The following is an 11,164-nucleotide window of genomic DNA, read 5'->3' as shown; positions in this document are numbered from 1 at the left end:
TCACTCCCTGGTGCCGCTGTTACTGCCATCCAAATCGATGGCGTATTACACGAATTTTCGACAGTTGAGGGCGTAGTAGAAGATGTTACAACGATCATCTTAAACTTGAAAAAGTTAGCTCTCAAAATCTACTCTGAAGAAGAGAAGACGCTCGAAATCGATGTACAGGGCGAAGGTATTGTCACAGCTGCTGATATTACTCACGATAGTGATGTTGAAATCTTAAATCCAGATTTATACATTGCGACGTTAGCAAAAGATGCGCATTTCCGCGTGCGCTTAACTGCAAAGCGTGGCCGTGGGTATACGCCAGCTGATGCAAATAAAAGCGAAGATCAACCAATAGGTGTAATTCCTATTGATTCTATTTATACTCCAGTATCACGTGTGACTTACCAAGTGGAAAAGACACGTGTTGGACAAGTGGCAAATTATGATAAGCTTACGCTTGATGTATGGACGGATGGAAGCATCGGGCCAAAAGAAGCTATCTCTTTAGGTGCCAAAATCTTAACAGAGCATTTAAACATCTTTGTTGGTTTAACTGACGAAGCACAAAATGCTGAGATTATGGTCGAAAAGGAAGAAGATCAAAAAGAAAAAGTTCTGGAAATGACAATTGAAGAACTTGATCTTTCTGTTCGTTCTTATAATTGCCTAAAACGTGCAGGTATTAACACTGTACAAGAGCTTGCGAATAAAACTGAAGAAGATATGATGAAAGTTCGTAACTTAGGACGTAAATCTTTAGAAGAAGTTAAGCATAAGCTAGAAGAATTAGGTTTAGGCTTACGTAAAGACGACTGAGGATTTAAATTCATCAACGAAGGAGGGAAACTACGAATGGCATACAGAAAATTAGGCCGTACAAGTGCGCAACGTAAAGCTATGTTACGTGACTTAGCTACTGATTTAATTATCAACGAGCGCATCCAAACGACAGAAACTCGTGCAAAAGAACTTCGTTCTGTAGTGGAAAAAATGATCACTTTAGGTAAACGCGGAGATCTTCATGCTCGTCGTCAAGCAGCTGCTTACATTCGTAATGAAGTTGCTAATGCTGAGACTGGTCAAGATGCATTACAAAAATTATTCGCTGATGTAGCTCCACGCTATGCTGAGCGTCAAGGCGGATACACTCGTATTGCAAAAATTGGTCCACGTCGCGGTGACGCTGCACCAATGGTAATTATCGAGTTAGTATAATGTTAAGCAAAAGGGCAGGACAGTACTTTTTAAGTAACTGGTCATGGCCCTTTTTTTTTAAGTATAGAAGAAAACGTTTATTTGGCTGAATAATGGAAGAGGGTGTCCACAAGTGAAAAGAGAGAAGCTTCGTGCTGAGAACATATCATTTCAATATCCTCAAACTGCTTCTTACGCCCTGCGTGACGTTTCATTCTCTTTATATGAAGGAGAATGGGTATCTATTATTGGGCAAAATGGGTCAGGGAAATCAACGCTTGCAAAATTATTAAATGGTTTGTTTTTACCATTATCAGGAACAATTACTGTAAATGAAACGCTCGTTCTATCAGAAGAAACTGTATGGGATATTCGAAAACAGATTGGAATGGTTTTTCAAAACCCGGATAATCAATTTGTCGGAACAACTGTACAGGATGATGTCGTCTTTGGGCTTGAGAATGCCGGAATGCCTAGGGAACTAATGGTAGAACGTATGAAACATGCTTTGGAGCTCGTGCGAATGGAAGAGTTTCAAGATGAAGAACCTCATTATTTATCGGGTGGTCAAAAGCAGCGCGTTGCAATTGCCGGCGTACTAGCACTCCAGCCGTCTATTTTAGTATTAGATGAGGCAACATCTATGCTTGATCCCCAAGGCCGTAAAGAAGTAGTAGAAACGGTAAGGGACCTTGTTCGCACGAAGGGAATTACAGTTCTTTCGATTACTCATGACTTAGAAGAAGCAGCGCAGTCTGATCGTATTATTATTTTAAATCGCGGAGAATTACTAGAAGAGGGAACACCAGAACACATTTTTCAATCACCGAAAATGCTGCAAGAAATCGGTTTAGACGTACCATTTTCAGTGAAAATGGCAGAATTATTGAAAAGCAGTCAAATTCCTTTACAATCAATGCATCTTACAATGGAAAGTTTGGTGAGCGAACTTTGGAGATTACATTCCAAAAAGTAGAGCATCGTTATCAATATAAAACCCCATTCGAAAAACGAGCCATTTACGATATAGATATTTCGCTTCCTAGTGGTGGCTATTATGCTATTATCGGTCATACAGGGTCGGGTAAGTCAACGATGATTCAACATTTAAATGGCTTATTGCAACCAACGAGTGGTGCTGTTCAAATTGGGGAATATAGCATTTCATCTCAAAAGAAAGCGAAAAAATTAAAACCTCTTCGAAAAAAAGTAGGAGTTGTTTTTCAATTTCCAGAACATCAGTTATTTGAAGAAACTGTAGAAAAAGATATTTGCTTTGGGCCTTTAAATTTTGGTGTATCTGAAGAAGCGGCGAAACAAAAGGCAAAGGATGCCATTCGATTAGTTGGGCTATCAGAGGAGCTATTAGAACGATCTCCGTTTGAGTTAAGCGGTGGACAAATGAGACGCGTTGCTATAGCGGGTGTACTAGCGATGGAGCCGGAAGTATTAGTATTAGATGAACCAACGGCAGGACTTGATCCTAAGGGCCAAAATGAGCTTATGGAGATGTTCTATCATCTTCACAAGCAAAAAAATCTTACGGTGATTCTTGTGACACATAATATGGAGGATGCGGCAAAATATGCAGACAACATTGTTGTGATGCATAAAGGAACGGTCTTTTTGCAAGGAACATCAGAAGAAGTCTTTACGCATGCAGATGAACTTGAACAAATTGGTGTATCTCTTCCGATGTCGCTAAAGTATAAGCGAGAAATTGAAGAGAAATTAGGAATCTCTATACCGAAAGCCACCTTGTCTTTAGAAGATTTAGCGGATGAAGTCATACAACTGTTTAGAAAAGGTGGGGATTCATCATGCAGCAGTTAATTATTGGAAGATACATTCCGGGAGAATCTGCTATTCATAGACTGGATCCTCGTACAAAACTGTTAATGGTCTTTTTATATGTATTTATTGTATTTTTAGCAAATAATGCAATTTCATACGGTCTGCTATTTTTGTATGCACTCATTGCTTTGTTTTTTGCAAAAGTGCCGATTCGTTATATTCTTTCTGGGTTAAAGCCTATTTTATGGATTTTTTTATTTACGTTCTTTCTGCACATTTTTACAACAAAAGAAGGTGCTGTACTCGTTCAATTTGGATGGTTTTCTATATATGAAAAAGGACTGGAGCAGGGGATTTATATTTCTATTCGGTTTTTTGTCATTATTTTAATGACGACCCTATTAACATTAACGACAACACCAATTGAAATTACAGATGGCCTAGAGACATTGTTGCATCCATTAAAACGCATAAAAGTTCCTGTTCACGAAATTGCACTTATGATGTCTATTTCCTTACGCTTTATTCCAACTTTGATGGATGAAACAAGTAAAATTATGAAGGCGCAAGCTTCTCGAGGTATAGACTTTGCAGGTGGTCCAATGAAAGATAGGCTGAAAGCGATTATTTCGTTACTTGTACCACTATTTATTAGTGCATTTAAACGTGCAGAAGACTTAGCAATTGCAATGGAAGCACGAGGTTATCAAAGCAACGGATACCGTACAAAATTCCGGCAGTTAGAATGGAAATGGATTGATACATTGACGCTCTTAAGCCTATTTGCTTTAGCGTGTATTTTAATTTTAGTTCGATCGTAATGGAGAGTATAAGTATGGAAAGAATAAAATGCACAGTTTCGTATGATGGAATTAATTTTTGTGGATATCAAATTCAACCGAATCAACGTACTGTTCAACAGGAGATAGAGAAAGCCTTGCAAAAGGTGCATAAAGGGGAGGCTGTTCGTGTACAAGCATCAGGAAGAACAGATTCCAACGTTCATGCCAAAGGTCAGGTGATTCATTTTGATACGCCGTTATCATTAACGGGAGAGCAATGGATGGCAGCTTTGAATACAATGCTGCCAGATGATATTGTTGTGGAGCAGGCTGAGAAAAAAACGTTAGATTTTCATGCAAGGTATGGCGTTGTAAAAAAAGAATATCGCTACCGTGTATTATTATCGAAAAAAGCTGATGTATTCCGTAGAAATTACGTATATCAGTATCCATATGCATTAGAAGTAGAATCTATCCGAAAAGCAATTCCTTATTTTATTGGAACACATGATTTTACTTCATTTTGTTCGGCAAAAACTGATAAAAAAGATAAAGTACGAACAATTTATGAAATAGATTTAATAGAACAAGGTGATGAGTTAGTTTTTCGCTTTGTTGGAAATGGTTTTTTATATAACATGGTTCGAATTATTGTCGGTACGCTGCTTAGCGTCGGTCAAGGGAAAATGGTTCCTGAAAGCATTTCGGACATTTTACAAAAGCAAGACCGCCGTTTTGCTGGGAAGATGGTACCGGGGCAAGGCCTTTATTTATGGGAGGTAAACTATAACAACTAATCCTGGTGTAACATTCTCTTGACATTAGAAACTCAAAAGTATATCATAACATATGGTATTGTTTCTAAAACCACGATTAGCCCCGGAAGGAAATCGTGTTTAAGATAAACAATAGATTTTTTCTATGGAAAAGATAACGAGTAGGAGGGAAACAAATGCGTACGACTTTTATGGCAAAAGCTAACGAAGTTGAGCGTAAATGGTATGTGGTTGACGCTGAAGGTCAAACTTTAGGTCGCCTTGCTAGTGAAGTAGCATCCATTTTACGTGGTAAAAACAAACCAACATTTACACCACACGTTGACACGGGTGATCATGTAATTATTATTAACGCTGAGAAAATTCACTTAACAGGTAATAAATTAAACGATAAAATTTACTACCGTCACACTAACCACCCAGGTGGACTTAAACAAAGAACAGCTCTAGAAATGCGTACAAACTACCCTGTACAAATGTTAGAGCTTGCTATTAAAGGCATGCTTCCAAAAGGACGTTTAGGACGTCAAATGTCTAAAAAATTAAATGTGTATGCTGGATCTGAGCATCCACATCAAGCACAAAAACCAGAAGTTTACGAACTTCGCGGATAATTAATTAAAGGAGGGCTTACTTTGGCACAGGTACAATACAATGGTACTGGACGTCGTAAGAGTTCAGTAGCACGCGTACGCCTAGTTCCAGGCGAAGGACGCGTTATCATTAACGGTCGTGATTTTGAAAACTATATCCCATTTGCTGCATTACGTGAAGTAGTGAAACAACCTCTAGTTGCAACAGAAACTTTAGGTAACTACGATGTACTTGTAAATGTACATGGCGGTGGATACACTGGTCAAGCTGGTGCTATCCGTCACGGTATTTCTCGCGCTTTATTAAAAGCAGATCCAGAATACCGTTTAACATTAAAACGTGCAGGTCTATTAACTCGTGACGCACGTATGAAAGAGCGTAAAAAATACGGTCTTAAAGGTGCTCGTCGTGCACCTCAGTTCTCAAAACGTTAATTTTTGTGAACTTCAAACCTCAGCCTTTTGGCTGGGGTTTTTTTATGTTCTTCAATAGTTTGTGTTAGCATCTCCTTCTTTGGAATATTTTAGTGCTACCTTCTTGTGTATGCTTCCTACTGAGAAGTTTAGACTAATACGTACATAGGGAGGTTTTAATTACTATGAATGTTATTGTGAGTCTGAAAGAAAAACAAAAAGAAAAGCAACTGAAGTATGAACGTAAAATATTGCGTGAATTATCATTACAAACACTTAGAGAAAATATTCGTAATTGCTTTTGTATGGATACATTTCATCGTCATTATGAAGATTATTGTATAGAACTCGGCATTGAGTCTTATTTATTAGGAGCTAGGTATAGTAAGTTTGGATATTATGGAGAATCGCTTTTAGATGTAAAGAACAGATCCTCTCATGAAGAAACTCAATTAACAGAAATGTTGTTTCACTTTTTGACAAGTGTGCCTTTGCGTACTTTGGAAGAAAATGAAGATGAGCAGCTATATCAATCGTGCCAGTACTTTATTAGCGCTTGGTGGAAACAAGGATATGAGAAGGGGGAGAAAAGATATCGCATGAAGCTACATTAAGAAAATCATAAACTTTCCTCTTGTCCCATATAAGTAAGTAGAGGGACTAGCTGAAGGGGGGAAGGTATGAAAAAAATTCGGATTATTTCTTTTATGTTAGCAGCGGTGGTACTCTTTTTTTTAGTAAAGCAGGAGTTTCAAATTACAAAATCATGGAGAGCATGGAACTTGCCTTTGTCTGGAAAAATTATTGTATTAGATGCTGGTCATGGTGGCCCGGATGGAGGTGCGGTTGGCGGGGGTGACATTGTTGAAAAAGATATTACACTGGAAATTACCAAAAAGGTACGAGACTATCTGCAGGAACAAGGAGCACTTGTTATTTTAACGCGCAATGGAGATTATGATTTGGCTGATAAAAGTACGAAGGGATATAGTCGACGTAAAGCAGAGGATTTAAAAAAACGCGTAGAGATTATTAATAAGTCCGATGTTGATTTTTTTGTTAGTGTACACTTGAATGCCCTCCCAAGTAGTGGCTCAAAAGGAGCGCAAACATTTTATTATCGTTCTTTAGTAGAAAACGAACGAGCGGCAAAATTTATTCAAGCTGAATTACGAACAAGTCTTGAGAATACGAACCGTTCGGCGAAAACAATTTCGCGTGTTTACTTATTGAAGCATGCGAAAACACCAGGTGCATTAGTTGAAGCTGGATTTTTATCAAATGTAAATGAAAGGTATTTATTGAACTCAGAGAAATATCAGCAAAAAGTCGCTGCTGCTATATATCGCGGGGTCTTGCGATATTTTACTGAAAAAGGAAACCCTCCTGATTAAATTAAGGAGGGTTCTTCTTTGTAACGGAGTTTTCCGAAAATATGCTATACTTACAATGAAAACGCATTTATTTCGTTTTAACGGCAATTACATGCTCGTAAGAACTTAATTTCAATTATCTTCATAACAGGGGGCGGGGCAGATTATGGTAACGAAAGAACAAGTAATGGGAGCGCTTGAAGGGATTGTAGATCCGTTTCTAAATAAAACATTAAAAGAAACAAATGCTATTAAAGAAGTGACAGTAAAACCAGAAAAAGAACATGTTAGTATTAAAGTTGCAATTGTGAAAACAGGAACAGCGGAGCAAATGCAATTGCAAGCAACAATTGTAAAATTAGTGAAAGAACTAGGAGCAGCGACAGTAGGATTGCGCTTTACAGAATTTACTGAAGAGGAACGATTACAATTTACTCCGCAAGAAGAACAGAGTGAATCTTTATTATCACCACATTCGAAAACAACCTTCTTAGCGGTAGCAAGTGGGAAAGGCGGGGTTGGAAAATCAACGGTTTCTGTAAACTTAGCAATTTCTCTTGCCCGTTTAGGAAAAAAGGTTGGGATTATTGATGCTGATATATACGGATTTAGTGTACCCGATATGATGGGAATTGAAAAACGTCCTATTGTACGCGGTGATAAAATCATTCCGGTAGAACGTTTTGGTGTGAAAGTTATTTCTATGGGATTTTTTGTAGAAGATAATGCGCCTGTTATTTGGAGAGGTCCTATGCTTGGCAAAATGTTAAATCATTTCTTCACAGAAGTAGAGTGGGGGGACTTAGATTATTTAGTATTAGACTTACCTCCAGGTACAGGTGACGTAGCGTTAGATTTGCATTCAATGCTTCCGGCATGTAAAGAAATTATTGTAACAACGCCGCATCCAACAGCAGCCTTTGTAGCAGCTAGAGCTGGTGCAATGGCACTTCGTACAGAACATGAGATTATTGGTGTTGTAGAAAATATGGCTTATTTCGAAAGTAAAGTAACTGGTGAAAAGGAATATGTATTCGGAAAAGGCGGAGGGGAAAAATTAGCAACAGAACTACAGACAGAAGTACTTGGTCAAATTCCGCTTCAGCAACCAGATTGGAATACAGAAGAATTTGCTCCATCTGTATACGATGAAGATCATAAAAATGGAGTAATCTATAAACAAATTGCTCAACAAGTAATTGAGAGAGCGGCAATTGCACAAAAATAACCCTCAGTACGAGGGTTATTTTTGTTCTTTCTTGCCTTCTTCTGATCCGCCTTCTTTTTTCTGTTCACCACCACTTTTTTGCGCCTTTTCAACGCCTTTGCTAATAATGTCGATCATTTTTGCTTGAAATAATGGACTTTCGGCAGTTTCAGTTAAGACCTGCTGTAAATATTGACGGTACTCTTTGCTTTTCATTGTTTGCATCATGATTTTTCCGACTTCTGGATTTTTCATGATTTCTATAACACCAGCTTGATAATCAGGGTCTTTTAATAAGGTTTTCATTAAATTTGTTTGTTCTTTCTCGATGCTTTTTGCAAATTTAGTGGCAAACTCAGGGTCTTTAAATACTTTTTCCCAAAATTGCTGTCCTTTCTCTGATATCATGGTATCCTCAATCGTTTTTTTTACTACAGATTCGTCTAAAATAAGAGCTTGTTTCATTTTTTCATCGGTTAGTACATCTTGGATTGCTTTTTTCCCTTGATCCGTTTTTAAAATATCAATAATCATTTTTTTTGTTTGATCATAATCTAATTGGGATTTCGCTTCTTTTTCCTGTGCGCATGCAACAATTCCGATAAAAAGGATGAAAGAGACCGAAATGAGTAGAATCCGTTTCATCAGCCGGGGCTCCTTTCACGTGTTTCTCTTTTTAATATGAATCTCTTAGAAGAATTTATACATATTGATGGCTAGCTTTTTAAAATTGACATTGTTACAATTTAGTTAGAAATATATATAATGGGGGATATGTTTGTGAATAGCCGAAATTGGGTACGACTCTTTATGACGACTTTATTTCTTGGGGGAAGCAGTACAATCTTTATCGGTTTTATTTTAGAGTGGGACAAGTATAATGATTTTTTTAAAAATTCAGACGGAAAGGAAATCTTCATGGTTTCTTTTTGGTTGCTTGGAGTCGGTTTTATTTTTAGTGTAATCAGTCAGATGGGGTTCTTTGCGTATTTAACAATTCATCGATTTGGACTGGGGATGTTTCGTTCGCCCGCTCTTTGGAATGCAATACAAATATTCTTAATTGCGTTTGTATTATTCGATTTTGTATATTTTCGCTCTGTATTAATTGCAAATGGGAACGAATCACTGGGTACAAATATTTTTGTTGCCACGGTTCTCTTTTTGTTCGGAATAATTGTTGCTTACATAAAAAGCAAGGAGACGAACAAGAAGGCGTTTGTTCCAGCGTTATTTTTTATGATCGTTGTAACTATTATTGAATGGGTTCCAGCATTGCGTATTAATGATACAAATTGGTTATATTTAATGGTTGTTCCATTGCTCATTTGTAATGCATATCAGGTTTTGATATTGCATCGTTTAATAGGACAAAAAAGCTGATTCCTATGTTGGAATCAGCTTTTATCTCGCTATTCGTGGGCAGTAAGACTCCCATCTCAAGATTAAAGTGGAATTGAAGAAGATAGGTGGGAGATAACTGTTCGTAAAAGCCCGATGGAAGTTTCACTGTATTTAATCGATAAGGATGAGTTTAATTTATGTCTTTACTTTTGGCTTTTGTATTTGAGATGAGCTGGGAGACAGGGATGTTTTCAAATCCATCTGTTTTTAATTTTTGAAGTAGCATCGGTAATGCTTGATTTGTTTGTAGTGCTGAATCAGAAGCGTGAAGTAAAATAATATCTCCTTGGTGCAAGTTTTCTGAAACGGTTGTAACAATTTTATTGACTCCAGGGTTTTTCCAATCATTTGAATTATTGCTCCAATGTACAACCGTATATCCAAGAGATTCAGCGATTTTTAATACCGTTTTATTAAAGCTACCATTAGGAGGGCGTAGGAGTTGAACTTGTTTTACTTGAAGTTTTGCAAATATGTCCTGTGCCCTTAGGAGATCCCTTCGAATTTCGTTAGCCTCTAAAGATGTATAGTCTTTATGATTGTATCCCATGCTCCCAATTTCGTGTCCGTCTTTTATAATACGCTCTACAATATCAGGATGACGTTCTGCCCATGCAGCAGAAAGGAAGAAGGTGGCGTTTTTAATCTTTTTTTCTTTTAATGTATCTAGTATAGGTAACGCTTTCTCATCTCCCCAACTAATATCGAATGTTAAAGAAACCTGTTTTTTTGTCGTGTCTCCTTTATAAATTGCTTTCGGACCAGTAGCTGTTGAAAAAGCTGATTGATACGAATATGTTTTTGCAAAAAGCAGCCATGCCGTAAAAAGGGAAAGCACAATAATAAGACTAATTTGTTTAAACTTATGTTTACTCGTTATAAAGAAGAAAAACATCGTTTCTCCGCCCCTTTGTCCAATCCTTTTCAGTTACTTATATGCAGAAGAATTAGAAAAGAGAACAAGACGATTAATATCGTAAGAAAAGGATATACTGAACGGTATGTAGATAAGAAACAGCTGAGGTGACAGAATGATTGGATTACTGATTACGGATCAGGAACAAAAGGAATTAGAATATGTACTGAAAAGAGAATTAGACGAACTATTATTTGATTTTGCAGATAAACGAATTCACCATGTTGTAAAAAAGACGATGGAAGAGCGATATAAATTGTTGTTTATTTTATTTACAAAGATAGCTTCACCTGAAGATTGTACGAGGTATATAAGAAAAAGAAGTTTTTATTAAAAAGTATTGACGATGTAGTTCTATATATGATAAATTAATATTCGTCGCTGATGAACGAATTCATCAAGCGCCAAAAAGAAGCAAAAAACATTGTTGACATAGAAAAATGAAGATGTTAACATAAGGAAGTCGCAATGAGGCGACGAACAAGTTCTTTGAAAACTGAACGAAACAAACAACGTGAAACGTCAATTTTTATTTATGATGCTAGACAAACACTTTATTGGAGAGTTTGATCCTGGCTCAGGATGAACGCTGGCGGCGTGCCTAATACATGCAAGTCGAGCGAACCGATTAAGAGCTTGCTCTTAAGAAGTTAGCGGCGGACGGGTGAGTAACACGTGGGTAACCTGCCTATAAGACTGGGATAACTCCGGGAAACCGGG

Annotated in this window: 15 protein-coding genes and 1 rRNA gene; 14 read left to right on the top strand and 2 right to left on the bottom strand. The window is 37.4% G+C overall.

Translation table 11 applies throughout. From position 1 onward, the window contains the following. The 11 genes from H280_RS0121745 to H280_RS0121695 all read left to right on the top strand — a co-directional run. Nucleotides 1-807: DNA-directed RNA polymerase subunit alpha (locus H280_RS0121745; protein WP_020063216.1), on the top strand; the 807-nt coding region annotated here is incomplete at its 5' end. Between the two features lie 36 nt (nt 808-843). After that, entirely contained in the window at nt 844-1,206 is a 363-nt protein-coding gene (gene rplQ, locus H280_RS0121740) for a 50S ribosomal protein L17 (protein ID WP_020063215.1), read from the top strand. A gap of 112 nt (nt 1,207-1,318) precedes the next feature. After that, nucleotides 1,319-2,161, top strand: coding sequence for an energy-coupling factor ABC transporter ATP-binding protein (locus tag H280_RS0121735; protein ID WP_020063214.1), 843 nt, complete (start codon nt 1,319-1,321; stop codon nt 2,159-2,161). Next, on the top strand, nt 2,137-3,018 hold the full coding sequence (locus H280_RS0121730; protein WP_020063213.1) for an energy-coupling factor ABC transporter ATP-binding protein: 882 nt from the start codon (nt 2,137-2,139) through the stop codon (nt 3,016-3,018). Before H280_RS0121735 ends, H280_RS0121730 begins: the two co-directional genes overlap by 25 nt. After that, nucleotides 3,006-3,800 (top strand): energy-coupling factor transporter transmembrane component T family protein, encoded by a 795-nt coding sequence (locus H280_RS0121725; protein WP_020063212.1) that lies wholly within the window; start codon nt 3,006-3,008, stop codon nt 3,798-3,800. Before H280_RS0121730 ends, H280_RS0121725 begins: the two co-directional genes overlap by 13 nt. A gap of 14 nt (nt 3,801-3,814) precedes the next feature. Continuing rightward, on the top strand, nt 3,815-4,558 hold the full coding sequence (gene truA, locus H280_RS0121720) for a tRNA pseudouridine(38-40) synthase TruA (protein ID WP_020063211.1): 744 nt from the start codon (nt 3,815-3,817) through the stop codon (nt 4,556-4,558). 155 nt (nt 4,559-4,713) lie between these two features. Continuing rightward, nucleotides 4,714-5,151, top strand: a complete 438-nt coding sequence (gene rplM, locus H280_RS0121715; protein WP_020063210.1) for a 50S ribosomal protein L13 — start codon at nt 4,714-4,716, stop codon at nt 5,149-5,151. A gap of 21 nt (nt 5,152-5,172) precedes the next feature. Further along, complete coding sequence (gene rpsI / locus H280_RS0121710) at nt 5,173-5,565, top strand: 30S ribosomal protein S9 (protein WP_020063209.1); 393 nt, start codon at nt 5,173-5,175, stop codon at nt 5,563-5,565. 164 nt (nt 5,566-5,729) lie between these two features. After that, nucleotides 5,730-6,158, top strand: a complete 429-nt coding sequence (locus H280_RS0121705; protein WP_020063208.1) for a DUF2521 family protein — start codon at nt 5,730-5,732, stop codon at nt 6,156-6,158. A 66-nt stretch (nt 6,159-6,224) separates the two neighbouring features. Beyond that, nucleotides 6,225-6,938, top strand: coding sequence for an N-acetylmuramoyl-L-alanine amidase CwlD (gene cwlD / locus H280_RS0121700; RefSeq protein ID WP_020063207.1), 714 nt, complete (start codon nt 6,225-6,227; stop codon nt 6,936-6,938). Between the two features lie 145 nt (nt 6,939-7,083). Continuing rightward, nucleotides 7,084-8,145, top strand: a complete 1,062-nt coding sequence (locus H280_RS0121695) for an Mrp/NBP35 family ATP-binding protein (protein ID WP_020063206.1) — start codon at nt 7,084-7,086, stop codon at nt 8,143-8,145. 15 nt (nt 8,146-8,160) lie between these two features. Here the strand turns inward: H280_RS0121695 and gerD are convergent, their stop codons facing one another. Continuing rightward, nucleotides 8,161-8,769 carry a spore germination lipoprotein GerD gene (gerD, locus tag H280_RS0121690; RefSeq protein WP_020063205.1) on the bottom strand — a complete coding sequence of 203 codons (609 nt, stop codon included), beginning with the start codon at nt 8,767-8,769 and terminating at the stop codon, nt 8,161-8,163. 135 nt (nt 8,770-8,904) lie between these two features. Between gerD and H280_RS0121685 the strand changes: the two genes are divergently transcribed. Further along, nucleotides 8,905-9,507 carry a KinB-signaling pathway activation protein gene (locus H280_RS0121685; RefSeq protein ID WP_020063204.1) on the top strand — a complete coding sequence of 201 codons (603 nt, stop codon included), beginning with the start codon at nt 8,905-8,907 and terminating at the stop codon, nt 9,505-9,507. A 151-nt stretch (nt 9,508-9,658) separates the two neighbouring features. On the opposite strand, the gene pdaB is transcribed toward H280_RS0121685, so the two are convergent. Continuing rightward, nucleotides 9,659-10,423: a polysaccharide deacetylase family sporulation protein PdaB gene (gene pdaB, locus H280_RS0121680; protein ID WP_020063203.1), complete on the bottom strand. Its 765-nt coding sequence runs from the start codon at nt 10,421-10,423 to the stop codon at nt 9,659-9,661. 136 nt (nt 10,424-10,559) lie between these two features. On the opposite strand from pdaB, the gene H280_RS0121675 reads away from it, so the two are divergent. Next, entirely contained in the window at nt 10,560-10,778 is a 219-nt protein-coding gene (locus H280_RS0121675) for a hypothetical protein (RefSeq protein ID WP_020063202.1), read from the top strand. Nucleotides 10,779-10,998: 220 nt separating this feature from the next. Further along, nucleotides 10,999-11,164 (top strand): 16S ribosomal RNA (locus H280_RS0121670); the annotation flags it as partial.

The sequence above is a fragment of the Bacillus sp. 123MFChir2 genome, assembly GCF_000383235.1.
Taxonomy (GTDB): Bacteria; Bacillota; Bacilli; order Bacillales; family Bacillaceae_G; genus Bacillus_A.
The sequence above is the reverse complement of the archived record's forward strand: the minus strand, read 5'-3'. Positions and strand labels throughout refer to the sequence as shown.